At 42.6% G+C, this 24,483-nt stretch carries 23 protein-coding genes; 13 read left to right on the top strand and 10 right to left on the bottom strand.

The genetic code is table 11. The features are described from left to right. Window positions 1-8: 8 nt before the first annotated feature. Window positions 9-1,070 (bottom strand): ABC transporter substrate-binding protein, encoded by a 1,062-nt coding sequence (locus EXT48_RS19510; RefSeq protein WP_045990667.1) that lies wholly within the window; start codon window positions 1,068-1,070, stop codon window positions 9-11. Window positions 1,071-1,258: 188 nt separating this feature from the next. Here EXT48_RS19510 and EXT48_RS19515 point away from each other — a divergent pair, with 188 nt between their 5' ends. From EXT48_RS19515 to EXT48_RS19530, 4 genes are all read left to right on the top strand, one after another. Next, the gene (locus EXT48_RS19515) at window positions 1,259-1,651 is read left to right on the top strand and encodes a cytochrome b562 (RefSeq protein ID WP_069019285.1); all 393 of its coding nucleotides are present in this window, start codon (window positions 1,259-1,261) and stop codon (window positions 1,649-1,651) included. A gap of 285 nt (window positions 1,652-1,936) precedes the next feature. Next, entirely contained in the window at window positions 1,937-3,385 is a 1,449-nt protein-coding gene (locus EXT48_RS19520) for a basic secretory protein-like protein (protein WP_130165461.1), read from the top strand. A 205-nt stretch (window positions 3,386-3,590) separates the two neighbouring features. Further along, window positions 3,591-6,419, top strand: coding sequence for a TonB-dependent receptor (locus EXT48_RS19525; protein ID WP_130165462.1), 2,829 nt, complete (start codon window positions 3,591-3,593; stop codon window positions 6,417-6,419). A 17-nt stretch (window positions 6,420-6,436) separates the two neighbouring features. After that, window positions 6,437-8,512, top strand: a complete 2,076-nt coding sequence (locus tag EXT48_RS19530) for a basic secretory protein-like protein (RefSeq protein ID WP_130165463.1) — start codon at window positions 6,437-6,439, stop codon at window positions 8,510-8,512. Between the two features lie 302 nt (window positions 8,513-8,814). Here EXT48_RS19530 and ykgO read toward each other — a convergent pair whose 3' ends face one another. Together ykgO and EXT48_RS19540 are read right to left on the bottom strand one after the other, a co-directional pair. Continuing rightward, the gene (ykgO, locus tag EXT48_RS19535; protein WP_010373066.1) at window positions 8,815-8,955 is read right to left on the bottom strand and encodes a type B 50S ribosomal protein L36; all 141 of its coding nucleotides are present in this window, start codon (window positions 8,953-8,955) and stop codon (window positions 8,815-8,817) included. A gap of 5 nt (window positions 8,956-8,960) precedes the next feature. Next, a complete protein-coding gene (locus EXT48_RS19540) occupies window positions 8,961-9,218 on the bottom strand; it encodes a type B 50S ribosomal protein L31 (protein WP_010373063.1) in 258 nt (85 codons plus the stop codon). 457 nt (window positions 9,219-9,675) lie between these two features. Between EXT48_RS19540 and EXT48_RS19545 the strand changes: the two genes are divergently transcribed. Beyond that, window positions 9,676-9,930, top strand: coding sequence for a hypothetical protein (locus tag EXT48_RS19545; RefSeq protein WP_010373062.1), 255 nt, complete (start codon window positions 9,676-9,678; stop codon window positions 9,928-9,930). Window positions 9,931-9,976: 46 nt separating this feature from the next. On the opposite strand, the gene EXT48_RS19550 is transcribed toward EXT48_RS19545, so the two are convergent. Then, a complete protein-coding gene (locus EXT48_RS19550) occupies window positions 9,977-10,630 on the bottom strand; it encodes a DUF6058 family natural product biosynthesis protein (RefSeq protein ID WP_017216736.1) in 654 nt (217 codons plus the stop codon). A gap of 174 nt (window positions 10,631-10,804) precedes the next feature. Between EXT48_RS19550 and EXT48_RS19555 the strand changes: the two genes are divergently transcribed. From EXT48_RS19555 to EXT48_RS19575, 5 genes are all read left to right on the top strand, one after another. Beyond that, window positions 10,805-11,719: a dihydrodipicolinate synthase family protein gene (locus EXT48_RS19555; protein WP_045989326.1), complete on the top strand. Its 915-nt coding sequence runs from the start codon at window positions 10,805-10,807 to the stop codon at window positions 11,717-11,719. Window positions 11,720-11,774: 55 nt separating this feature from the next. Next, entirely contained in the window at window positions 11,775-13,058 is a 1,284-nt protein-coding gene (locus EXT48_RS19560; RefSeq protein ID WP_045989325.1) for a DEAD/DEAH box helicase, read from the top strand. A gap of 244 nt (window positions 13,059-13,302) precedes the next feature. Beyond that, a complete protein-coding gene (locus tag EXT48_RS19565) occupies window positions 13,303-14,199 on the top strand; it encodes an AraC family transcriptional regulator (protein ID WP_130165464.1) in 897 nt (298 codons plus the stop codon). Window positions 14,200-14,330: 131 nt separating this feature from the next. After that, window positions 14,331-16,118, top strand: coding sequence for a hypothetical protein (locus EXT48_RS19570; protein WP_240703411.1), 1,788 nt, complete (start codon window positions 14,331-14,333; stop codon window positions 16,116-16,118). 251 nt (window positions 16,119-16,369) lie between these two features. Next, a complete protein-coding gene (locus EXT48_RS19575; protein ID WP_130165465.1) occupies window positions 16,370-17,566 on the top strand; it encodes an alpha/beta hydrolase-fold protein in 1,197 nt (398 codons plus the stop codon). A gap of 68 nt (window positions 17,567-17,634) precedes the next feature. Here the strand turns inward: EXT48_RS19575 and EXT48_RS19580 are convergent, their stop codons facing one another. The 4 genes from EXT48_RS19580 to zapE form a co-directional block, all read right to left on the bottom strand. Beyond that, complete coding sequence (locus EXT48_RS19580) at window positions 17,635-18,066, bottom strand: nuclear transport factor 2 family protein (protein WP_130165466.1); 432 nt, start codon at window positions 18,064-18,066, stop codon at window positions 17,635-17,637. Window positions 18,067-18,093: 27 nt separating this feature from the next. Beyond that, entirely contained in the window at window positions 18,094-18,456 is a 363-nt protein-coding gene (locus EXT48_RS19585) for a hypothetical protein (RefSeq protein WP_239359059.1), read from the bottom strand. 133 nt (window positions 18,457-18,589) lie between these two features. Further along, window positions 18,590-19,048, bottom strand: coding sequence for a hypothetical protein (locus EXT48_RS19590; RefSeq protein WP_130165467.1), 459 nt, complete (start codon window positions 19,046-19,048; stop codon window positions 18,590-18,592). Window positions 19,049-19,125: 77 nt separating this feature from the next. Next, the gene (gene zapE, locus EXT48_RS19595) at window positions 19,126-20,208 is read right to left on the bottom strand and encodes a cell division protein ZapE (protein WP_130165468.1); all 1,083 of its coding nucleotides are present in this window, start codon (window positions 20,206-20,208) and stop codon (window positions 19,126-19,128) included. Window positions 20,209-20,261: 53 nt separating this feature from the next. Between zapE and EXT48_RS19600 the strand changes: the two genes are divergently transcribed. Genes EXT48_RS19600 through EXT48_RS19610 form a run of 3 tightly spaced genes read left to right on the top strand, consistent with a single transcriptional unit; the run spans window position 20,262 to window position 22,009 of the window. Further along, window positions 20,262-20,861, top strand: a complete 600-nt coding sequence (locus EXT48_RS19600) for a Crp/Fnr family transcriptional regulator (RefSeq protein ID WP_130165469.1) — start codon at window positions 20,262-20,264, stop codon at window positions 20,859-20,861. A gap of 60 nt (window positions 20,862-20,921) precedes the next feature. Next, window positions 20,922-21,557, top strand: coding sequence for a nitroreductase family protein (locus EXT48_RS19605; protein WP_130165470.1), 636 nt, complete (start codon window positions 20,922-20,924; stop codon window positions 21,555-21,557). A gap of 2 nt (window positions 21,558-21,559) precedes the next feature. Beyond that, on the top strand, window positions 21,560-22,009 hold the full coding sequence (locus tag EXT48_RS19610; RefSeq protein WP_017216748.1) for a DMT family transporter: 450 nt from the start codon (window positions 21,560-21,562) through the stop codon (window positions 22,007-22,009). Here EXT48_RS19610 and EXT48_RS19615 read toward each other — a convergent pair. Together EXT48_RS19615 and EXT48_RS19620 are read right to left on the bottom strand one after the other, a co-directional pair. Then, window positions 22,006-22,623, bottom strand: a complete 618-nt coding sequence (locus EXT48_RS19615; RefSeq protein ID WP_099028636.1) for a glutathione S-transferase family protein — start codon at window positions 22,621-22,623, stop codon at window positions 22,006-22,008. The two genes, EXT48_RS19610 and EXT48_RS19615, sit on opposite strands and share 4 nt — an antisense overlap. 222 nt (window positions 22,624-22,845) lie before the next feature. Next, the gene (locus EXT48_RS19620) at window positions 22,846-24,450 is read right to left on the bottom strand and encodes an AbgT family transporter (protein ID WP_175401246.1); all 1,605 of its coding nucleotides are present in this window, start codon (window positions 24,448-24,450) and stop codon (window positions 22,846-22,848) included. Window positions 24,451-24,483 lie beyond the last annotated feature (33 nt).

Raw genomic sequence — 24,483 nt, forward strand, 5'->3', positions numbered from 1 at the left:
TTAAATTCTCAATTCTTCACATTATTATTGTGGTTATTTTTATTAAGTGAGTGAGTTAGTTCTGTAATGGTAAATTGCGCAGGATCGTTAATGTAACGTAAAAAGTCCAGGTGTTCAGGAAAGTTTCCATGTATGGCATGATACAAAGGTAAGTGAGCGTCATCCAGCGATTCGAAAATAGATAAGGTTACGCTGTCTATCGGTGTGAAGTCTCTATGATATTGTGCTAGTCGAGCTAAGGTATAGGCCCCAAGCAACACATGCCCTCCAATCGAAACATCTAACTTAGGCGCAATATCTTCATCCCAATTAATCCCACCTATGACGATCTTACGGTTTAACTCTTTAGCAGCGAGTAATGCGCCATAAGCAATAGGATCATTGGCAGCCCAAACGGTTGTAATTGCGGAGTCTCGCTGTAACCACGCTTTAGTGAGGCGATAAGCTTCATTCTGAGACCATTGACAATTTGCCTCTGCGATTAATTCTAGCTCCGTATGGTGCTCAAGATATGCGCGCATGCCTTTTTGTCGGTCTAATGCCGCAGTCGTCGCCACGTCACCTAGTAAAGCTAATACATGTTGCGATGGATTTGAGGACCTAAGCGCTTTTCGCGCAAGTTGATGCATTAATTTAAAACCGGCTTGGAAATTGTCTGGCTCAATGGTGCCAATAATTTGGTGTCCTGCCTTTAACAAAGCCACTTCCTCTGTTTTGGTCGGTCCGTTGAGCAAGAAAATAATCTTAATGTTGGTGGCTTTAGTGTTTAACAAATAGGGAACGACACTCGACTTTTCGTTTACCAGCACAAGGTAATCAGCATCACTTTTCAAGGCTTGCTCTACGAGCGATTTCATCAAAATATGGTTGCGCTGCGCATAACTAATTTTGAGGGAAATATTCATGTTAGTAGCGGCCGCAGTCATCACGTTGCTGACGTTATACCAAAAATCCCCTGTAGGATTTTTTGTTGCAAAGCCAGGGTTTACAAATTGAACGTTGAATCGTTGTGCAGATAGCACGGCCATCGGCGATAAGAGTAAAAAGATGAACAACAATTTTCGGATCATAAGTCTCTACATTTTTGATATTCAAAAAGTGTGCTGCTAAATACGCTACAAGTATAGCTTACGCTAGAATCGTTGCGCTATCTGCCTGTTTTTTGCATGCTATTCGGAACCAGCTTTTTTTCATAGCATTGAATTTAGCTCATACGTTAATTGCTTTATACTAGCGCGCAAAGAGTAAGGGGACTTTGATGAGAAAAATCGTATTTATATTCGTGTTGTTGTTTTCGATGTCTGGAGTTGCGCATGAGTCAAGCGAACTGAATAAAACCATGAAGGAAATGGGTCATATTTATAAGCAGGCTATGAAAGCGCAATCTGCTCAAGAAATGCAAGCACACTTAACCGAGCTGACTACACTCGTTAATGAAAGTAAGCAATTTCAGTTTAAGCAAGAGGTGTCTGCCGAGTCAGTTGCGGGCTTGAATAAAGTACTCGAAACCATTACTAAAGCGAGCCAAGAAGTAGACTCGGGAAGAGTTGAGAAAGCCCGTGAAATGCTTTTAAAAATTGATGAACTGAGAAAGCAATATCACAAACTACACGAGCCACCGAGCTTTTGGGAATTACTGTTTGGTAGTTAAGCTGAGATTCGAACAGTTAACTTATCTAAGCGCTGTGGTTATTTCTTGTTTTATCGCAGCGGCTTTGCTCATCTGTCTTGGCTTTAGTTGAGCATGACAAAATACTAGCGAGTGGTGGCCTGATCTTTCAGGCTCGCTCGTTAGTTCTCTATAAAATCCAAAAAGCGGTGAAATAGCGTTATCCTTTTCTGCACTTATTAAAAATTACGTAAAGATCTACTCAAAATAAGTTGCATTATTAATTGGAACGATCCAGTATGTTTGTTTTTAATCTGGGAAATTTCAATGAAAACCTCCTCATTAGCCAGTCTAATTTTACTTTCATTTTGTGGCTCCTCATTAGCAAGTGCCAATGCGCTCTACGACATCACCGAACGCGATGCTTTCTCTGTAACGAGTGACGTAAGGGAGCAAATCCAAGGTGAGGGGATAGAGCAATTAGTTGATAGGTCGCTAAAAAGCAAATTCTTATCTAAGCAATCTAGCGCTGAGATTGTATTTGATCTGAAAGATGTAAAAGCGCTTAGACAATATAGTCTCACCTCAGCCCAAGATGCCCCCGCTCGAGACCCAAAGCATTGGACTGTAGCTGTATCTAGAGATGGTAAGGCATGGCAAGAGGCTGATAAGCGCAACAATATGGTATTTTCAAGGCGAGGTGAAACACTCGCTTTCGACCTACCCAAAACAACGGATGCGAGGTACGTGCGCTTTACTGTAGCACAAGAAGGTAAAACGCAGTGGGGCGACCGCTTTTTGCAAATCGCTGATCTGGCGCTCTATGCACAAACAAGTTTACCACTGGCGAATTTTACGGCAGATAAAACCGTTGCCAAGCTTAATGAGCCAATTTCTCTGCAGTCGATATCTGCAAACTCACCAACAGAGCTGAGTTGGAAGGTTGAGGGCAAAACGATGCTGCCAACCACAAAAAGTGTTGAAGTAGTTTATGACAAGCCTGGTAACTACGATGTTACTCTAGCCACTAAAAATGCGCATGGTTCGGACCTAAAAACCCGTGCGAACTATTTAAAAATATACGATCCAATTCAACCATGGAAAGGCTTTGAGCCGCCAAAGGTCAAAGTAGTTATTGAAGATACTGAGTCGGCAGGGTCGAAACGCCTGCAAGCACTATTTCCTGATATAGCCAGTACGGTGGATGACGTAACTCGCCAACTGGCCCCTAGGTTGTACAAACACTTTGCAGAGCTGCCAGAGTTTGAGCAAGTCACATTTAGGCTAAAATGGATGGACACAATAGCCTATCGCTCTGGAGACGAAACGAATATGGAAATCGTGTTTAGTTCAAAGTACATCACCGAAAAACTCGCCGCACAGCCAGATGAGCAAGTGGAATACGAGCTCCTTGGTGTGCTTTGGCACGAACTTACCCATGGATATCAGCTATTTCCAAAAGAGAGAAGTTATTCTGAGCCCGATGTACATGCATTTATTGAAGGAATGGCGGATCTCATTCGCATTCAAGCGGGATACCATAAAACCCGTTCGCCTAAGCCGTCAGATTCTTGGGTTGGTGGATACACAAACACTGGGTTCTTTCTCGCATGGCTCGCTGCGTCTTATCCAGATTTTGCCTATCGTTTTAATCAAACTGCGGTAGAAATAGAAGATTGGTCATTTGAAGATGCAATAAAATCAGTTACTGGAGAGTCCCTTGATAAGCTCTGGTCTCGTTATCAAAGTGGGCTAAATACCAAGAAATTGCAATGAACTAGCAAGAACTAGCAAGAACTAGGTGATTACAATTTGTCGGTGTTGTGCTGTAAATGTACATAATTTGTTGACAGGTTTGTTTTATTGCTCATAATTGGAACGTTCCCTTTTTGATTTCTGCCTGATGCTTTGTTGGTTTTGCTAATGGTGAAATAAAATTTTTATAAGAAATTGGAACGTTCCTTTAAATTGTGGGGGTCTTATGACAACAATAATGTATAAACATAGCCTGATCGCCGCTGCTGTTCTTGCAGCGGTAGCAACTAACTCAGTAACAGCCGCAACAGATGAACAAGCAGAAGAAATAGAACGTGTTGAGGTGACAGGATCTCGTATTAAACGTATCGCCATTGAGGGTGTGACCAATGTCCAAAGTCTCTCTTCCGCTGATATGGTCAGAAGTGGTTTTAACACAGTTTATGACGCACTGAGTAGTATTTCCGCTGCTAGTGGTGCCGTTCTCGGTGAAGTAGAAACTGGCTCCTATACGCCTGGCGCCAAGGAGTTAAACCTATTAGGTGTTGGACCTGAGTACACACTTATTCTAGTTAATGGCAAGCGCTTGGCTTATTACCCAATGCCTTACGGTGGCCAAACCAATTTTGTTAATCTCGATATGTTGCCAACGGCGATGGTTGAGCGCATCGATATTCAATCCGGCGGTGGCTCTGCAATCTACGGTTCAGACGCAATGGCTGGGGTAGTCAATATTATCACCAAAAAAGGTATGGACGAGCACGTCGTCGAAGCATTCTACGGCCAGGATACCTATGGTACGGGTGATAAAAAAGGCTTGTCGTTTGTTGGTGGTTTTGAGCAAGACGATTTTACGTTTGACTACTCACTGGAGTACAAGACGGAAGAGGCGCTAACTGGTGCCGACAGACCTTTTCATGACAGCGTTTGGGATAATCCAGACCCAACAAACAAGCGAGAGCTTAATCGTTCAATTACTGTATGGGCTGAGAATACCGAGTTCAAAAATCAATATTCAGCGCAGTACTGCAACACAGATGACAATCCACACCCAACTGCAGTTCAGCACTTTATTAGCCGCAATGATTACGGCCTAAGCTGTGGGTGGGATGAAACCGGTAACAATTTGCTCCGTAACCAAGTTGAAACCATGAGTTTGTATATCAACTCGGTGTACAGTATCAACGACGAACACAGTTTTTTTGTTAACGGATTTTATATCGATCAAGAAAAGAAAGGGGCACGAAATCCATTCTTCTTTGCTCATGCAGAGTCAATTCACGGATCCATGTTTTGGGATCCTGATATCAAAAATAAAGCTGGTGGCTATGGCGCCCCAGTTAAGTATATGTGGCGGATAGTGAATGATTCAGAATATACAAATGATGGCTTAGGTCGAGTATACGATGATAAATCTTATTCATTTAGTTTTGGTCTTGAAGGGGAGATAGCAGATTACTATTACTCCGTTGGCTTCAGCCGTTCACAATACGATTTCTCTGATAGGTACTTGCACCACACGGTTGAAGGAAATAACTGGCTAAAAGGACCAAAGTTGGGAGAGGTTGATGGCATGCCAATCTACCGTCCAAATTACCAAGCTTTTTTTGCGCCTCTGACCCAAGACAATATGTATAACATGGCTGATTGGGCAACCTACGATGGCTTATCGTTCAATGAAACCCTAACCGCAGATCTGTCCGGGGATTTATTTGAATTGCCAGCAGGATTTGTGTCTTTTGCGGCATATATTGAGCTGATGAAAGAAGGGACGAGAGCGACGCCCGATAGCAGAATACTAAATAAAGAGTTTGTTGGTCTGACTGGTGTTATCACCGATGGTGAACGTAACCGTTATGCTGCGGCGACAGAATTTATGATCCCTATTACTGAACAGATCTCTAGTGAAATAGCGCTGCGTTATGACCACTATGATGATATTTCTGATGTTGGTGGGGCATTCACTTATCAAGTCGGTTTTAAGTATTCTCCTACTGACGCGCTGATGCTAAGAAGTGCGTATGGCACAACGTTCCGTGGTCCTAGCATGAGCTCGGTATATCAAGGGTTTGCTGGTAACTTTGGACGAGGCTCGGACAAAGTGATTGCAGATGCTTGTCTACGTTTTCAAACCACTGGGGATCCCGCTCAATATAATGCTGATGCATTAACTATCAGCTGTGCAGACTTAGACACAACAAATATCAACGAGCCAAAGCTAGATGCTGACTTTGAGACAATCTCGGCAGGCGATCCAACTTTAAAAGAAGAGTCTGGTCATTCATTAACGTTCGGTCTTGTGTATGAGTACTCCCCTGAGCTGTCATTCAATGTTGATGTTTATGACATTGTCTTAAAAGACAAAATTACTCGACTTGGGTCTGGCGAAATTCTTGATAATGTCTGGAAGTGTGAAAACGACCTAATTGATTCGTCTTCTGCTAAATGCGCGAACATGCAAGACAGAGTACAGCGTTTTGACCAAGATGGTCTGGCAACCGACTGGTTAGGGAACACGAAAAAAGGATTACCGTACACCGCTGCAATTATCAGAGAAGGTTATATAAACGCCGCAGAAAGGCAGCATGGCGGCGTCAATTTTGGTGTGAAAGGCACGTTTGAGTCAGAGCTTGGCGAGTTTATTTATAAGCTTGATTACAGCCATGTTTTAAAGAAAAAAGAAAAGCTCCGTCCTGAAGATCCGCTTGAAGATGTGTTAGACAGTCAAGATAACTATAACTTCAAAGATATGGCATCGTTTAACCTGACTTGGCAGTTGGAAAAGACCGCAATTTCATGGCAGGTAAATTATAAAGGAAAAAATTGGAACGGTGCTGATTTTGGTCAAAGAGAAAAGTTACCTGCATGGATAAAGCATAACCTAACCATTGGCCATTACATCAATGACAACACGCGAGTGATGTTTACGGTTCAAAACTTATTAAATGCGATGCCGCCTCAGGACGACTCGTTTAGAAGTTACCCATTCTATAAAGCGGGTAATTATGACACGAATGGGCGCGAGTTCTTACTAAAAGTTAACTACCAATTTTAATAATAAAGGATAACGAAATGAGAAAATTAATGCTATCAGCGGTGGCAATGGCCGTCGCTGCGACACTAATAGGCTGTAATGATGGGTCTGAATTTGTTGAACGTGACAAGCCTGAACAAACTCAATCATCTGGACAGCCAGGCTCTGGTGCACTGCGTAATATCACCTTAGATACTGGGGTTGAGATAGAGGCTATTTTAGCAGATGGTGTACAAGCCTCGCCCGCAGGTGAAAGTGTCGACAAACTTATCGACGCTAACACGAGTACAAAATTCCTCGCTTTTGCGTCAAACGTCACTGTAGTGTTTAAAGCCGCGACAGAGATTGAGCTTAGAGAATATAGCTTTACGTCAGCAAACGATGAAGCAAACCGAGATCCAAAACAGTGGGTCGTATATGGCTCAAATGATAAAGCTGAGTGGATTGAGCTGGACTCAAGAGCGGGAGAAGTCTTCTCTGCTCGAGGACTGACTCGCAATTTTGAATTGGCCGAAAGCGGCGAAAAGTATCGCTACTTCAAATTTGATTTAGTACATGGTGGTACAGATGGCTATGGTGCTGATATTACGCAACTAGCGGAACTCGAAATCAAAACGGTATCGGATATTCCTATCGTCGCATTTAATGCGACAAACACGACTCCTGAAGTCTCTGAGTATATTGTTTTTAGAGATGAGTCGTTAGTTAATCCGACTCACTGGCAGTGGACGTTTGAAGGTGGTATTCCTGCGACAAGTACAGAGCAAAGCCCATTGGTTAAGTTTGAAGCTTTAGGGCCAAAAACCATTACACTAGTTGCGAGTAATGACAAAGGGGAAGCGACATTAGTTCAGCAAGATTTTATCCGTGTGTGGGATCCAGTCTCGCCATGGGCAGGGTTTCCAGAGCCTGCAATTGAAGTGAAAAAGGAACTACCAGAGCACCCAGGACAGCTGGCGCTTGAACGTGCGGTACCAGATCTAAATGCCCTTATTCATGAGATCTCTTTGAAGATTGCCAAACGCTTATTTAATAATGTAACCGAAATAAACGTTTTTGAGCACGTTACTTTTATCACTGGAGACTTTGACGCGCCTGCTTCAAAGGCTGGTGAAGGCAAATTTATGGAGCTTAGGTTTGATGTTAAGCACATCGCCAATCTAGAGGGTCTTGGAGATGAGGCTATCCGTAACGAAGTCATTGGCGTGCTGTGGCATGAGTTGACTCATGGCTACAATAATGTTCCGGCTGAAGGTGAATATCGTCCGGGCACGGATTATCATACCTACTTAGAAGCGCTGGCTAACTTTATTCGAATAGATGCTGGTTACTTAGAGCATAGACGCGGTGGAGTTCGCTGGATGGAACACTACAATGTTGATGCTTACGATCAAACAGCATTCTTCTTTGAATGGGTAGAAAACAGTCATCGTAATACAGATTTTATCCGCAAGTTTAATGCGGCTGCAAAAACGCTTGATGCGTGGAGTTTAGACACCGCTTTTAAATCCATATTTGGTGAACAACGTGGGATTGATGCGGTATTTGAAGAGTATCAAGTCTACCTTGCAAGCGTCGGTAAGTTACCACCAGTACCACTTGGCTATCAGAACTTTGCACCCACTAGCACTCAGGTAACAACAAACGGAACTGCACTTGTGCCTTTTAATGAGGGGGCAGATAAGCTTAATGATAGAAATATTACCTCTAAATTTAATGTGGTATTGGAAGCGCCTGCTTGGCTTGCACAATATGCGCCTGACTTGTTGCCGATAAAACAGGTTGATAAGGCCCAGGTTAACTATGTGTTTGACAGCGCTAAAACAGCAAAATACTACTCATTAGCGACAGCGGGAGACAACCCTCATCGCTTTCCTAATGCGTGGCAGCTACAGGGCTCAAATGACGGTACGAATTGGATTACGCTAGATACTCAACAGTTCAACAAACTACCTAATACGATGGAATACTATAGCTTTGCTATCGAGAGTCCAAATGCGTATACCCAGTATCGTTTGGAACTTGAGCATACCCGTGAAGGCGTTGGAATTGGCGGCGCTAGCGGACGCCTAATTCAACTAGGCGAATTCTCATTGTGGGAAGCAAAAGAATAGCTTTTTAGTTAAAAGGTGGGCAATGCCCACCTTTAAAACGTACTTAACCTGAGGTTTGGATAAGGAATGTTCCAACTCATTGTTGCTAAAGCACAACTTAGTTTTCTCCTTGTCTAGCCAGAGAGTTTTAGGGAAAACACCGCTTCCGCGTCCTGCTCTCGCTAAGGTACCTACATCCTGTAGGCAAGGCGAATGTACGCACCAATAGCTGGCTATTGGAAGTGAATTCAACACAGTTAGCGCTAAAACTGGCTGCTAGAAAGGCATTAATTATCCGCAGCTCAGGTTACTTATTTTGACCTTTAACGTTTCTTCTTCTTTTTACCTTGAACCGCTTTAAATCGCGGATTAGATTTACAAATTACGTAAACCCGACCGCGTCTTTTTACGACTTGGCACCCCGGTCTATTTTTAGCGCTTTTGAGTGAGCTCAGTACTTTCATCTGGTTTATCCTTTTTTAGTCGCAAGGTTTTTAAAGCGACGGTTAAATTGTGCAACTCGACCATCACTTGCCACCAACTTCTGTTTACCTGTGTAGAAAGGGTGAGACGCACTAGAGACGTCAATTGGGAAGTAAGGGTAAGTCTTACCATCTAGTTCAACGGTTCTGTCGGATTTTATGGTTGAACCGACAATAAAGTACTTATCAACCGATGTATCATGGAAGGCAACAAGTTGATAATCAGGGTGGATATTGGGTTTCACGACAACGACTCCTAAATAATGTGTTGTTATATTGTATCAATATAAATCAAATAAAAACTATTCTCAACAACTAATTTGTCGTTGCCGCTATTTAGTGCGATACGCTTAATTTGTCGACGCATGCGGAACTAAACTGAATGCATCTTGAGCAGTTGATTCAAAGGGGCTTACTTTCCTTAAAATTGCCTGATATAACTAGTTCTAGATAGTTTCTCAAGTAGTCATATTGGTGTTGACACCTAACCGGAATAGTAGCGAATAGACTTTTTTGGAATATAGCTATCGATGTAAGCCTGTTGGTTTGATAGATATGAGATAAAAGAGTGAGATCCAATTGAGGCTGGCTTAACGGTTAATAACCTTCACTAAATGAGAGAGGCCTAGCAAATAATTAAAACCTAGTACGTTCGCGAAGGTACTTTGTTCGCCAACGCAATACAGATATAGAGCATTTATTATGGATAAACATGCTGAGTTAGATAACTCAATTTTAGCTAAGCTTCACAGCAGCGATGACAGCGCGTTACAGCAAGAATTAGATACACTTTCTTGTACACATAGTGACATAGTGACACTACTGGCACAGTATCAAACGCTCAGTGAGCAAGATGATGAACTGTTCGATGCTTGGTACGACAGCTTATGTAAAGATCAGTTAAAGGTCTTAAAAGCATTTGAGATAATTCGTGCGCACATAGAACAGCAAATATAAATACGCATAGATTGTCTGGCGAAACGGTTGTGCGCCAGACGGCAGATTATTTGATTGATAAGTCGTACTTACTAATCAATTGGTCAATGTATCGAGTGCGTAGCGACTCTGTTTGCTCAGCTTGAGTATTGGCCGCTAGTGCTTTGTTCAGTAGCTTCATGGCGCTGTGTACTTGACTACGTTGCTCTGGGGCAATGCTGCTGGCGGTTCTTGCTTCTGTAATGTCGTCGATAATCGCGCGGCCTAGGTCAATATAAAGCGCTTCCTCTACGAGACCATTTTGGCTGATCACTCCATACTTGCCACATAAAAACTGTTGCCAAACTTGTTGTACATGCTCTGTAAGGTCATCACTAAAGCTTGGATCTTCGGTGTAAAAGCCTTTTTCAATACATTTCGCAAGTGCTTCACAGTAACGCTGTTGAAATAACTCAAATGCACTACTTGATTGATCTACTTTATGTTTAAGTAAAAGTTGCCCCCAATTGAGTAGGCCTCTGGCATAAAAATCAGTATATTCTTCACATTCGTACAGGCCAAAGTACGAACTGCACTTAATTTGATTTTGAATACTATAACTCGGATTTGGGAATAGGCTCATTTGTTGCCATTCTAAGAGCTGTTCTTCAGGTATCTTTAAGCTGCTGCTCAGCTCCAAAGTGGTATAAAAGTGCGTATTTAGAAAATGTGTCAGTCCCATAAAATTAAACTGGATAAATATACAGTGCTTTTGATTTTGCTGGATCTTTACGCAAATAACAAGCACTAAAGTTAAATTTCATTAGATTTAACCGATTTACTCAGGTTTATGGGTCGGATCTCAGTCAGATTTATGGTAAAAATGGCTGTCAACTGGAAGAGTAATAGAAAGACCATGCATCAGATCCAATCAATAAAAAAAGCAAGCTTAATTACCGCTATTAAAACCCCTTACACAATGGCGGGTGAAATTGACTTAGATACTTACGACAAGCTAGTCGAAGCGCAAATTGCAGGCGGTGTCGATGGTATTGTTGTCGGTGGCACTACAGGTGAAGGCCAACTGATGAATTGGGAAGAGCACTTAATGCTCATTGCCCATTCTGCGAATAAGTTTGGCGATAAATTGCTCATTGTTGGTAATACCGGCAGCAATAACACCAGAGAAGCAAAAAAAGCGACTGAATATGGGTTTGCATCAGGTATGCACTGTGCACTACAAATAAACCCGTATTATGGTAAAACCTCAATTGCGGGTGTGAAGGCTCACCTGAAAGAAGTATTAGAAATCGGCCCTGGTTTTATTTACAACGTGCCTGGCAGAACGGGACAAGACATTACGCCTGATATCATTGAGCCGCTGGCCAGCCACAAGCATTTTGTTGGTATGAAAGAATGTGCGGGTGATGAACGTATCGCGCACTATGAAGCGAAAGGCATTGCGTGTTGGTCAGGTAACGATGATCAAGCCCACGATAGCCGCCATAACAGCCAATCTCACGGCGTTATTTCTGTTGCTTCAAACATCATTCCGGGCTTATTCAGACAGTTGATGGATACGCCTAACCAAGCGCTTAATCAGTCATTGCAACCGTTAATGAACTGGCTCTTCTGCGAACCAAATCCAATTGCTATCAATTCGGCTTTGATTATGACTGGCGCAGTCAAACCGGTATTTAGATTACCTTATGTGCCACTGTCGCAAGCACAGCAAAAAGAGGGGATTGAACTCCTTTCGCAGTTAAAAGAAAGTGACTTTGTTGGCTCGACACCAAAATTAATTGACGAAACCTTGCTTAAGTTTTGTTAAAAGTCGGTTTGTCATTTATAATCTGCGACCGTTTTTGACTCGGTCGTAGGTTATTATGGCAACGTTTTCTTCATTTAGTTTCGCACAGCCTCTTTTAGATGCGCTGCAAGACATCAATTTTCATACATTAACGCCAATTCAACAGGCGGCTATCCCAGCTGTCCGTCAAGGTAGTGATGTGCTCGCAACAGCGCAAACTGGAACAGGGAAAACCGCAGCTTTTGCATTGCCTATCATCCAAAAACTGCTTGAGGCTAAAGCGCAGTCGACGCCAAGAGCGTTGATTTTGGCGCCAACGCGTGAGCTTGCCGAGCAGATCGCCAACAACTGTGCGACATTTGCAAAGTACACAGACTTAAAAGTGCAGGCACTGTTTGGCGGGGTTAACGCCAATGGCCAAGCTGAGCGCTTAAAGCAGGGCGTGGATATTTTAGTGGCAACCCCTGGACGCTTGTTAGATCACATCCGCTTAGGTAATGTCACGTTAAGTAACGTTAAACACTTAGTGTTAGATGAAGCTGACCGCATGTTAGATATGGGTTTTATCACCGACATGCAAAAAATCATTGAGCTGGTGGATAAGCAAAAGCAGCTATTGTTGTTTTCTGCAACTTTCCCGTCGGCAATGAAGCAGTTCGCGAAACAAGTGTTAGATAACCCTAAGTTAATCCAAGCGACGCCAGAAAATAGTACAGCCGACACGGTTCGCCACGTTGTTTATCCAGTTAAAGAAGAACGTAAGCGCGAGTTACTATCTGAGCTGATCGGGACCAAAAATTGGCAACAAGTGCTAGTGTTCGTCAATATGAAAGAAACCGCAGACAAGCTAGTTGAAGAGCTAAAGCTTGATGGTATAGATGCAAACGTATGTCATGGCGACAAAACTCAAGGTGCTCGTCGTCGCGCTTTAAGAGAGTTCACTGAAGGCAAAGTACGCGTTATGGTTGCAACCGAAGTCGCAGCTCGCGGATTGGATATCGTTGGCCTGCCACGCGTGGTTAACTACGATGTGCCTTATCTTGCCGAAGATTATGTTCACCGTATCGGAAGAACTGGTCGTGCAGGTCAGTTTGGTTATGCGATCACCTTTGTAAGCCGTGAAGAAGAGTCAGATCTAATTCATATTGAACAGTTAATCGAGCAGCAAATTTCACGCTATTATCTGCCTGGCTACGAAGTGGCAAATCGTGAAAGACTGGTTGAAACTATCCAGAAGAAACCAGCGCATCAACGTCGTAAGGCGCGGGTGAATAAGCCTTCGAATCAAGCAAGTGCAGAAGCAAGATTAAAAAACCGCTCTCGTATTGCAAATGTACGTAAGCAGCAAAAGAAGAAGTAAAATTGTTTTTTGCTATATTTACAACGCCAGCTAGCACGCTGGCGTTGTTGTTTTTAGCCAATGTGGCGTACAATAGCGAAAAATAATTATAAAAATACGGCTTGTGCTTCAGTTATTTCACATTGTTCCAGTTAATCTAATCCAACTCGTCTCTCTTGGGGCTTATCTCCTTGCAATGTTAATTTTTGCCAATCAACCACGCGCACGAATGCTCGTCATTTATTTGTTATTTCAATGTGTGCTGATGGCAACCAACTTTGCTGAAGAAGCGTTAGGAGTTAGAAGTTATTTACTTATCACGCCTGTATTTACCCTAGCTACTGGGCCTTTAGTCTATTTTCTGTTTAAAAATTTACTGCATGCCAATCAACATAAGCAAGAGCGAAGGTTAGTCCATTTCTTACCTGTTTTGCTGGCGCTTCCATTTACTGAATACACCCAGCTCGTGATTGCGCTTGGTACTGTAAGTCAGTTGATTTATTTTGCTTTTACGGTGCAACTTGTTGGCCTTTACCAGCAAGCATCCGCGGAGATCAGAGCGGACGTCAACACGCGCGATTTACAGTGGATAAGAACAACGGTTGTCTTGTTTGTGATCTTTGCTCTGGTGGATTTGGTTAGACTCAATATGCAAACATACAATGACATCAGCACTAAAGCACTCTGGTATTTTATTGACTTAGTTTGGTTACTTGCAATTAATCTTTACCTAGTTGTCAAAGTACACAATCAACCACACCTCGAAGATTCCATAACCCAAGCCCAAGAAATAACGTTCAATGAGGTGGATAAACAGTCAGAAGATCCAACCGAGATATTCAATGCAATTCATAACACGATTATGCTGCACTATTTATATCGCCAGCCACGCCTGACTATTCACGATGTTGCTGAGGTTATTGGACTTGGGGTAAAGGATATCTCTTGGGCCATCAATACTTGCGGTGGTTACAACTTTAATGAGTATATCAATAGCCTGCGGGTCGATGAGGTAAAACAGCAACTACAGCGCGAAAAGCAAGCAACGCCCAACTTGTTAGTGCTCGCAATGAATGCTGGGTTTAACTCAAAATCCTCGTTTAACAGTGTTTTTAAAAAGCAAACGGGTTACACTCCAAGTCAATTTTCAAAATTAATATAAGTAGATTAAACAATTGCTTAGACTGAATTCTGAGTGTCTTTTAAAAGTCGTAGAAGTACAAAATCCTGATGTTGCACGCCATATAAAGTCGTTATAGGTAATCTGGAGTTAAATCGATAACAAGGATAAAGATGATGTATTCACGTTTTCTCACTCATGTGGCCACTTGCCTGACTTTTAGTAGTTTGTTTATCGCGCAGCCTGCAAAGGCTGAACCTATTCGGGCGCTGACATCAACGAGCGAACAAGCGCATGTTGCACAGCAACTAAATGTTAAATCCCCAGTGGATTACCTAAATACACGGATCAACGCACTAGCGTTAGTACGTAGCAAAAATTGGCAACAGGCGTTACTACAACTGCAAAAGCTTACTAAGTTGTATCAAGATGACGGAGACACTTGGTATCTATTGGGATTAACGCAAATACAATTAGCGCAGTATGAGCAAGCTATCATTTCACTAAAAAAGGCGTTGTCACTGGGCGTAAACCTAACCAATGTACCTACCGGTTCGCGCCCCTCAAATGACATTATGATAAAGATTGCAGGCGCGTATGCCGCGCTAAGTAAAGTGGATGAAGCTAATGAGTGGCTGAGTAAGTCTTTGTCAGCGCGGTACGACGAACGCAGTAGCTTAGCAAATAAAAGTGTTTTCGACTCCATCAAAGATAACCAGCAATTTCAGCGTCTTACAGGTAACTATAAAGACACTTCGCTCACTCGAGATCAACAGTGGAATGCGGATTTAGATTTCTTACTCTCAGAAATTAAGCGATTGCATGTTAACGAACAGGCAAGTAACAACCCGGATTTAATTACGTTGGCAAATAATTTGCGCTCAGATATACCCAAGTTAACTGATCAGCAAATTGTCTTCGGTATGATGCAAATGATAGGCAGGCTTGGTAACGGGCATAACTTTATCGTACCGACCTTCGGAGAAAAAGGGAATTTCACTCGTTTGCCAGTGCAGTTTTATGCCTTTATCGATGGCCTTTACATTGTTGATGCTGAAGCTGAGTTTAGTGATTTAATCGGCTATAAAGTCACAGCCTTTGGACAAACACCAACCGCAGAAGCAATGGCGAAAGTTGCTGAGATTAATCCGCGAGATAATGAAATGCAGCAGCTTTGGCTTGCGCCTTATTATCTCGCCATGCCCGAAGTACTCGCTGGACTAGAGTTGAGCGATGCGTCAAATGAGGTGTCTATCACGTTGGAAAATGCACAGAGCGCGCAAAAGACCATTCGCCTTAGTGGTCGAACATTTGAATTTCACGGCTTTCCGACTTTGCCAGAAAATCATCAAAAAAGCCCACAATATCTGCAAAACGTCACTAAACCTTATTGGTACGAAGTGGATAAAAGCAATGGGATTTTGTACGTACAGTTTAATGCCGTTGCACAGATGAAAACGCAGTCGCTAGCGCAATTTAGTGCTGAGTTGATAGAGAAAATAAAACACGGTGAAGTAAGCCACTTGGTGCTGGATTTACGACACAATAGTGGTGGCAATGGCTCCATCTTACCACCATTACTAAAGGCACTTATTTATTTTGAAGCGGCAAAGCCAGAAGGCAAGTTATTTGTAGTGATGGGACGTAATACCTTTTCAGCAGCGCAAAACCTCTTAACCAATATTGATAGCTTTACCAATGCTATATTGGTTGGAGAGCCAAGTGGTTCTCGACCAAATCATATTGGTGAAGCTGGAAGGTTCCGTTTACCGTTCAGTGGGGTGTTTGGACTCGTTTCGTCGCAGTTTCATCAAACTTCTCGCTCAGAAGACCACCGTATTTGGATTGCACCACATATGCCGGTATTGCCAGACTCTACGAGCTACTTCAATGGTGTCGATCCCGCCATGAAAGCCATTTATAGTGCATTGGATAAAAACGTCGATGGTTTAGTTAAGTAAGCCGCGCGTTAGTTGAGCGCATTTTTTAGATAAAATCATAAAATGGAAGTGGCATAAATGATAATTGCAGCAGTGTTGTTTTTGATTGGGTGGTTTTCTTTGCGATTGCCGCTTTGCTGTATTTCTCTGTTTAAGAGTATGCGCTGACTATCTTAAAAGTAAGCTAGCAAAAAGAGGGACATGTGGTGCTATCAATTCCTGAACCATTATGCTAGCTTTGTTAGTGAAATCAACTAAATGGAATAATAATAATGAGAATTGGTAAGGCTGTTCAGTGCTTGTTCGCTGTGACGTTAGCGGCTTTCTTTTCGGGATCAGCAATGGCAGAGTCCGAAGAAAAGACAAAACAAGAATATGAACAACAAACAAAAACCTTGATGTCAAAAGTGCTTGATGAAAAGAGAACTTTTACCATTCAACTACCCAAAAGTTATCACACCAACCCCAATAAAAAATACCCTGTTATTTATCGCCTTGATGGTAAAGGCAACCTTCCGTTGATGACCGCTGTACTTGAGCGTTTGCAAGGAGCAAACGTTTCTGCGGCACCTGAAGTTATTATTGTTGCGATTGAAAATACAGACAGGTTAAGAGACCTTTATCCAACTAAGAATAAAGAGCCGGCAGGGCCTATGGATATTGGCGGAGGGGCTCCCAAGTTTTTAGAATTTATCGAGACTGAGCTTATTCCTTATGTGAACCAGACCTATCGCACTCATGATTTTAAAGTTATTGCAGGTGCTTCTGCAGCGGGGACTTTTGCTCTTTATGCTTTGCAGGCAAAGCCCGAGCTATTTCAAGCGCATATTGCTTATAGTCCAGCGGTATGGTGGAACTTTGGCGCGACAGCAAAGAGTACTAAAGCGTTTATTTCCAAAACGAAGCAGTTAGATAACTTTCTATATATCACAATTGGTGAGGAAGGCGGCGTGATGCGCGAAAGATACGACGATATGGCGAACTTTCTAGCAGCAAATCAACCACATGATTTGCGCTTTTTCAGTGAGGCCTACGACAATGTTCCGCATGGACTTGTGTCTGCTGCTGGTATTTTTAGCGCGTATCAAAAGCTGTTTTTGCCAACCCGAATGCCTGCGCGTGCTTATACTGGTGAATTGAGCTCTATTACTAAGTATTATCAACAACTGTCTGCTCAATATGGCGAGGCTTTTGAGCCACAGGAAGCCGTGATCAGAGAGCTTGGCTATTACCACGTAAGCATGGGTAACGTGAAAGAAGCAATTAAGTTGTTTAAGTTTGGCGTTTCACGCTATCCAAATAATGCAGATGCCTACAACGGCTTAGCATATGGCTATGAAACCGACAAACAATACCAAGCATCTTTAGAGCAAGTAAACAAAGCGCTGGCATTATCAACGAAGGGTGATGGTGGCTACGATGTCTTTGTTGCTCGTAAAGAGCGGCTAACTAAATTACTTGGTGAATGATAATCAAAATGCGTAAATAGGCCACTTAGGTAATCCATGTGGTCTATTTTTTGAGTATTTATTGCCACTTAAAAATAGTGGCGAATACGCTTTATTTTTTCGCCGCTAAACTCAAACAGTGTCATAAGTTTTTGCTTATTTTCTTTTTCATCCGTGTTACCTTGCTGATCAACGCAAGGATGTAGATACTCAACGGTCACCGCATTAAGTCCTTCAATGATGTTTGTGACTTCGATATCGCATTTTCCGTATTGGCCTAGATAGCTGAGTAGGCCTTTTTTGTATTCTTCTTTTGACAACACGGCATTAAAACGAGGGTGCTCGAATGAGGCGCCTGGCGTTAAAAGCGTAAGTAGGTGGGTAACATCAGACTCTTTTGAATATTGGTGTTCAACGGCTTCTTGTGCGTCGAAGTAAGCGTTGACCTTGTCGCTCAGTGTATCTGCGGAGCAAAGACTTGAAACCAGCATGAGGGTCAGCAGTGCATATCGAACTTTCATTATGATTTTCCTTAATTTATAGTTTTTTTACTCTGTATTAAATGCAACGTTTCGACTGGGAAATGCAAGTTTAGAAAATGGCCATGCCGTTTTTAACCAATGAGTAATTGTTTGATAGAGTAGGTTATCCAACGTGGTATCTTCTGCTCCTATCCAAAGATAGACATCACAATCACAATCAAAATCTGAAGATTGCGGCGGATCGATATAGACACAACCGATATACTTTTCACTGTGTCTGGTGTAAATCGCATAAGTAAATGCCGCTCGCGACATAAATTCTTTCTTGTGGGTGGCTAAACTCGCAATGTTTTCCTCAAAAGTCATAGAAGCTTTCGGCCAGTCTGAATTCGGACCAAATATGCCTTGCAAACGTGCTTGATTAGCCATCACCAGCGCATAATCTACTGTCGCAATTAGTCATTGAGTACGGTAAAAGAAAAATGCGCTGTGCTAACCCTTGTTGGTGGCATAAAAGAGTCAGGAATAAAGAGCTGAGCTTGTTTTTGTTGATTAGTCACTGTCACCAGTACTCTCTGACAAGGGAGACTTTTTTATCCGTGAATTCAAATAGAGCAAACTTTACATGGCCCTTAGTCCAGTTGCCGGCTTGATCTGTTTTACCGTATGAGTATTCTACGGCGGCATGGCGCTTGCCGTAGATGATGTTCAGGATTTTTGCCTGCGTATTAGGTGTATCGTCAAAAGAACCCAGCTCTAATTGTTTGATGAATGCTTTACGCCATTTAGTTTTATCGAAGTCTGCATCATATTCTTCATGTTCATATTTTACGTTGTCATGTAATTGAGACAGTAGCGCGTCGATATCTTTGACTGTTGAACCTTTAATAAAAACCGTAACAAGACTGTCGAGATAATTCTGTGTTTGAGTTTGCATGCACGTGTTGTTGCACAGTGCTTCTGTTGTTAGTGAAGGGAATGAGATAAAAAGAAAAAGAGCAATGATTGTGGCTTTTTTCATGAAAACATCCTTTTTTATTATTATTTGCAACAGGTTAGCACTCGGTTGTAATTTATACAATGACAAAAATTGTAAGCTCAGCAGGCGCTAAGAGACCAACTTTGCATTTCTGTCACTCGACTAATACAGCGAGCGAATGCAAATGCCAGTTGTTCTCCTTGGTAAATTTGCTCAATCGGCGCATCTGCCAAAAAAACAACCAGTACTTTGGCTTCGTAACACTCATCGATAAGCGCAATCAGTCGTCTGGCCTCATCGTCGCCAATCCTAGGTTGCATTGAGTTATTTGGGCGGATATAGCCTTCCTCAGTTCCTTGTGCTACATCTTTATTCTCTGGAGTAACACCCAGTAGCGGTAACTCAGAGATAAAAATACAGCTAAATTGCTGTGCAAGCTCAATATAGTCATTGGTAGCGCGAGGGCTTGAGCAGATCTCCATAAAATCAAAACATGCTACACTTTCATTTGCGCCAAGCACGTTAATTAGACGATGATTAATTTCAAGGGCGCCCGGTTTGAATATGCCACCGGCATTAGTAAAGGCGTCCCAAAATGCTTGTTTATTGTTGACGAAGTAGTGGTTTGCCGTTGTACCTTTGCTAAATCGATGATCTGTCTCACCACATACAGATATGACATCGCAGTGACTTATAAGCAGTGCTATCGTTGGTTCAAAGCGGTCTCTATGTAATCCATCTTTGTATAACTCGGTTGGGTGACAATTAGAGGTTGCAACTAAGGTCACGCCAGCTTCAAAAAGGGCTTCAAATAATCTCGCCATAATGATGGCATCGCCGATATCGGTGACAAAAAATTCATCAAAGCACAGCACAGAAGTGTGCTCTGCCCAGTTTTGGGCGATCCGCTTTAAAGGATCTCTCACACCTTGTATTTGATTGAGTTCTTTATGCACCTGTTGCATAAAGTGATGAAAGTGTAGGCGAGTTTTATTTGCGACGTCAGTGAATTCATAAAACCAATCCATCAGCATGGTCTTGCCACGACCAACTGGGCCATAAAAATAGATGCCTTTATTCGAGTGACCGCAAGCGAGTGATTGAGAAAGGGCATCTAAGGCTGAAATTGCAGCTTGCTGCGCTGCATCAGGAGTAAGATTTCCACATTCGATTTGTGCTTGATAATGGCTAGAGATTGACATAGACACTGCAAATAGGAATAGTTAATCCGAATAATATCATAAAGCTAGAACTCATGGATGCACTAACAAGATTAAAACAAGCGGTAGACGCCTATTATCCACTTTCTCAAGAAACCTGGTCCGCTATTGCTGCGATCACCAGCATCAAACTACTCGCGAAAGATGAGTGGCTTTACAAAGAAGGAGAGTATCTGACTACTTTTGCATTTCTACATCAAGGGTTAGTTAGATTAGTTAACACCAATGCTGCTGGGCAGGAATATAATAAGCGTTTTTTTGTGGCGGGGGAATTTCCTGGTGTAATGCATGCTTTGCACCGTGCTGAACCCGCTAATCAGGGGATCCAAGCCTTAGAACCGACTGAGGTTGTGCTAATTAATTTTAAGAAATTTAGAGCACTGCTGATGGATAATTCGGAATTAATGCGATTTCAAATACTGTATCTTGAAAAGAATTGGTTGTTAGAAAAGGATAAGCGAGAGCTTTATATGGTGCAGTTAGATGCCACGGAGCGCTATCTTGCATTTTTAAAAGAGCAGCCAGAGCTTGCTGAGCGTGTACCGCAATACCATTTAGCGTCACACCTTGGGATCACTCCTACACAGTTAAGCCGAATAAGAAAATCGTTAAAAAATTCAGGTTCGTTTACATAGGTAAATGAGCCAAGCTCTTCACCTTGTTAAAGTTGCCTCACACATAATGGAGAGCAACTTATGAATACATCACAACTAGAATCGTTATTGAATTGGCGTTACGCCGTCCGCAAATTTTCTGAGCAAACCATTGCGCAAGACAAAGTCGATAAGTTAATCGAACTAACGGGGTTGAGTGCTTCAGCATTTGGCTTACAGCCTTATAAGATTATTCAAATATCCAAGCAATCGATAAAAAAAGCATTACTACCGCATTCGTATGGACAACAAAAAGTGCTTGATAATAGTCATCTATTAGTTTTTGCTGCTGATATGTCATCTATTGATAGTCAAGTAGAGCGCTACATTCAAGACTTTAAGGCGAATCGAAATCTTGATGAGCTTATCTATGCACAGATGGAATTGGGTATGAAAGACGCGCTACACACTATGGACTGTGCGTCTCAATATAGCTGGTGTTCTGAGCAGGCTCACTTGGCCCTCGGTACATTACTGTTGGTAGCCGCCAGTATGGAAATTGATGTTTGCCCGATGACCGGTATCGATAAGGTTGCCTACGATGACGTGTTGGGTCTTTCATCCTTAAACTTACGCACGGTATTAATTGCGCCAATTGGCATTCGTGATAGTACGGATGTGAACGCGAATACAAGCAAAGTAAGGAAATCTAGAGACTTGCTGCATATTGAGGTGTGACGATGATTTTTGCCATATTAGCTGTTTTCGCAGGGGGGGCAATCGCGGTGCAGGCAAGCATGAATGCACAGCTTGGCGGTTTATTAAAAAGTCCGATATTGGCAGCAGGAGTGGCGTTTACTGTCAGCGCCTTCTATGCCTTTATTGCCTTTCGGGTATCTGATAACGTGCTGCCAGCAACCTCAGAACTAAAAGCGGTGCCTTGGTACTTGTGGTGTTTAGGTGGGGTGCTAAGTGCAACAGGGGTGGGACTCTGTTATTTTTTAATTCCTAAAATGGGTATAGGTAACCTAATGGCTTATTACTTGTGTGGTCAAATGGTGGTAGCTATGGTGATCGGTCAGCTTGGTCTCTTTGGTGTACCTTATACGCCTATTAACCTGCAAAAAGTCGTGGGCGTGATCGCTGTGCTGACCGGTATTGTACTTATTAACGTTAATCGTTCAGGCTAAAACTCAGCCATTTCTAAGGCTTTGCTAATCGCTGGTGTTGCCGCAATTTGGCGATAATAGCGGCGTAAATTCTTAAGCGAAGGCGTTTTTTCTAAAAATGTCTTCGCACGTTCACAAAGCATAAATAAATAGCTGTCGCACAGCGTAAATTGATTTGCAAACAGGTAATGATTGTCTGCAAGTAAGGTATCAATAATACCAAACCCTTCTTCTAATCGGCCTTGCTGCGAGCGAATAAGGTCGTCATACATCAAAGCACTTTGGGTGTGTCGTTCGGGGTAGGTATACATCAATAAGTCGCTGTGAATAGAAGCGCTCATAAAATGCATCCATTGCAGGCACTGTGATTTTAGTTTTAGCTCAGTTGGGATAAGTTGCTTGTCAATGTGCTTTTCAGCAAGATACTGAGAAATTGCAGCGCTTTCAAATAAGGTAAAGTCGTCATCAACGAGGGCTGGTACTTGTCCGGCAGGGCTTAGTGTTAAGTATTGTGCACTACGGTTGGCGTTTTTTTTGATATCCACCAGTTCAAGTTGATAAGGCTCACCAATGAGTTCTAATAAAATATGAGGCGCAAGGCTCGCACTTTGTGGATAGTAAAAGAGTGTATACATAATTCACCTAATGTTAGGTCACGTGTATCACTCAGGAACAGGGCATAAAATAACAGTGATCACGTGAAGTTAGTTTAATACCAATGTAATAATTGCAAGGTTATTGGTATCCAAAATCGGCTCCTTCTTCGCTGTCTCCTATTCAACCTTAGGTGAGGGTTGAGGTTTTCACAAATAAAAATGCCAGCAAATGCTGGCATTTAGATAATTTTAAAGTATTAGCTACGGATTGTAGTAGATAGGAGAGTTAGGTCCAACTGGTAGACCAAAGCCAAATACCCACACGTAGAATAGTGCTACCCAGCCGATAAAGAAGAACATACTGTACGGCAACATTGTTGCCACTAGTGTACCTATACCCATATCTTTTTTGTATTTCGTCGCAACCGCTAATATTAAACCAAAGTAACTCATCATCGGAGTGATAAGGTTAGTAACTGAATCTCCAATACGGTACGCTGCTTGAATGGTTTCTGGTGCATAGCCGATAAGCATTAGCATTGGAACAAATATCGGTGCAGTGACAGCCCATTGAGCTGATGATGAACCAAGGCTTAGGTTCACGAGTGCACACATGAATATAAACAGTACGAATACTTCAGGGCCAGTTAGGTTTAGCGCCTGTAACAGTGCTGCGCCATTTATCGCAAGAATAGTACCTAGGTTTGTCCACTTAAAGAATGCAACAAACTGAGCGGCAAAGAATACCAACACGATATACATGCCCATCGAGCTCATGCTTTTACTCATTGCATCAATAATGTCGCGGTCATTTTTCATGGTGCCAACCACACGGCCGTACACAAAACCCGGAATAGCAAAGGTTACAAAGATAAATACCACGATCCCTTTTAAAAATGGTGAGCCTGCCACTTCGCCTGTTACCGGATGACGTAAAATGCCATCTTCAGGCACTATGGTTAAGGCAAGTAGAATGCTTACTACGAGTAGTGATACGCCCGCCCATTTGAGGCCTGATTTTTCTTTTGCAGAAAGTTTCTCGATATTGTTTTCACTTAAATCAACGCTGGCTTCTTTAGGGTCGTATTTCCCTAAACGTGGCTCTACGATTTTCTCAGTGACTAAGGTTCCCACGATGGCTATTAGGAATACTGAAATCATCATGAAGTACCAGTTCGCTTCAGGTCCTACTTGGTAAGTTGGGTCAATCATCTGCGCAGCTGGCGTCGTAATACCAGCTAATAGCGGATCTATGGTGCCAAGTAACAGGTTTGCGCTGTAGCCACCAGATACGCCAGCAAATGCAGCGGCTAAGCCGGCAAGTGGGTGTCTACCAAGGCTATGGAAAATCATTGCGGCAAGCGGAATAAGTACAACGTAGCCAAGTTCTGATGCGGTATTAGACAAGATAGCAGCAAATACAATCATAAAGGTAACAAGGCGTTTTGAAGCGCCCATTACCATGCCGCGCATTGCAGCTGATAGCATGCCAGAGTGTTCTGCAACACTAACCCCTAGTAATGCAACAAGTACAGTGCCAAGTGGTGCAAAGCCAGTAAAGTTAGTCACAAGACCTGTCACAATGCGTTGCAAACCCTCAGCACTCATTAAGCTTACGACTTCAATGACACCGTCGGGGTCGCGACCCGCGGAGCCTTCTGGGCGAGGATCGATGGCAGATAGCCCCATCCAATCGGCAATACCACTAAATAACACGATGGCGATACAAAACATTGCAAACAAAGTAATAGGGTGGGGAAGCATATTCCCTAAGAACTCAACAGTTGCCAAGAAGCGATTAAATAATCCCCCTTTTTGCCCCTGTTGGTCCTGACTATCAGCTTGCGTCTCTACAGCATTTGACATAGCTAAATTCTCAGTTCCAAAAAATGGCGCAAC

The organism is Pseudoalteromonas sp. CO348, assembly GCF_004208845.1.
Lineage (GTDB): Bacteria > Pseudomonadota > Gammaproteobacteria > Enterobacterales > Alteromonadaceae > Pseudoalteromonas > Pseudoalteromonas maricaloris.

What these genes read in the sequence shown, in the direction of transcription:
- EXT48_RS19510 (WP_045990667.1), bottom strand. Translation starts at nt 1,070, where the DNA reads ATGATCCGAAAATTGTTGTTCATCTTTTTACTCTTATCGCCGATGGCC.
- EXT48_RS19515 (WP_069019285.1), top strand. Translation starts at nt 1,259, where the DNA reads ATGAGAAAAATCGTATTTATATTCGTGTTGTTGTTTTCGATGTCTGGA.
- EXT48_RS19520 (WP_130165461.1), top strand. Translation starts at nt 1,937, where the DNA reads ATGAAAACCTCCTCATTAGCCAGTCTAATTTTACTTTCATTTTGTGGC.
- EXT48_RS19525 (WP_130165462.1), top strand. Translation starts at nt 3,591, where the DNA reads ATGACAACAATAATGTATAAACATAGCCTGATCGCCGCTGCTGTTCTT.
- EXT48_RS19530 (WP_130165463.1), top strand. Translation starts at nt 6,437, where the DNA reads ATGAGAAAATTAATGCTATCAGCGGTGGCAATGGCCGTCGCTGCGACA.
- ykgO (WP_010373066.1), bottom strand. Translation starts at nt 8,955, where the DNA reads ATGAAAGTACTGAGCTCACTCAAAAGCGCTAAAAATAGACCGGGGTGC.
- EXT48_RS19545 (WP_010373062.1), top strand. Translation starts at nt 9,676, where the DNA reads ATGGATAAACATGCTGAGTTAGATAACTCAATTTTAGCTAAGCTTCAC.
- EXT48_RS19550 (WP_017216736.1), bottom strand. Translation starts at nt 10,630, where the DNA reads ATGGGACTGACACATTTTCTAAATACGCACTTTTATACCACTTTGGAG.
- EXT48_RS19555 (WP_045989326.1), top strand. Translation starts at nt 10,805, where the DNA reads ATGCATCAGATCCAATCAATAAAAAAAGCAAGCTTAATTACCGCTATT.
- EXT48_RS19560 (WP_045989325.1), top strand. Translation starts at nt 11,775, where the DNA reads ATGGCAACGTTTTCTTCATTTAGTTTCGCACAGCCTCTTTTAGATGCG.
- EXT48_RS19565 (WP_130165464.1), top strand. Translation starts at nt 13,303, where the DNA reads ATGGCAACCAACTTTGCTGAAGAAGCGTTAGGAGTTAGAAGTTATTTA.
- EXT48_RS19570 (WP_240703411.1), top strand. Translation starts at nt 14,331, where the DNA reads ATGATGTATTCACGTTTTCTCACTCATGTGGCCACTTGCCTGACTTTT.
- EXT48_RS19575 (WP_130165465.1), top strand. Translation starts at nt 16,370, where the DNA reads ATGAGAATTGGTAAGGCTGTTCAGTGCTTGTTCGCTGTGACGTTAGCG.
- EXT48_RS19580 (WP_130165466.1), bottom strand. Translation starts at nt 18,066, where the DNA reads ATGAAAGTTCGATATGCACTGCTGACCCTCATGCTGGTTTCAAGTCTT.
- EXT48_RS19585 (WP_239359059.1), bottom strand. Translation starts at nt 18,456, where the DNA reads ATGGCTAATCAAGCACGTTTGCAAGGCATATTTGGTCCGAATTCAGAC.
- EXT48_RS19590 (WP_130165467.1), bottom strand. Translation starts at nt 19,048, where the DNA reads ATGAAAAAAGCCACAATCATTGCTCTTTTTCTTTTTATCTCATTCCCT.
- zapE (WP_130165468.1), bottom strand. Translation starts at nt 20,208, where the DNA reads ATGTCAATCTCTAGCCATTATCAAGCACAAATCGAATGTGGAAATCTT.
- EXT48_RS19600 (WP_130165469.1), top strand. Translation starts at nt 20,262, where the DNA reads ATGGATGCACTAACAAGATTAAAACAAGCGGTAGACGCCTATTATCCA.
- EXT48_RS19605 (WP_130165470.1), top strand. Translation starts at nt 20,922, where the DNA reads ATGAATACATCACAACTAGAATCGTTATTGAATTGGCGTTACGCCGTC.
- EXT48_RS19610 (WP_017216748.1), top strand. Translation starts at nt 21,560, where the DNA reads ATGATTTTTGCCATATTAGCTGTTTTCGCAGGGGGGGCAATCGCGGTG.
- EXT48_RS19615 (WP_099028636.1), bottom strand. Translation starts at nt 22,623, where the DNA reads ATGTATACACTCTTTTACTATCCACAAAGTGCGAGCCTTGCGCCTCAT.
- EXT48_RS19620 (WP_175401246.1), bottom strand. Translation starts at nt 24,450, where the DNA reads ATGTCAAATGCTGTAGAGACGCAAGCTGATAGTCAGGACCAACAGGGG.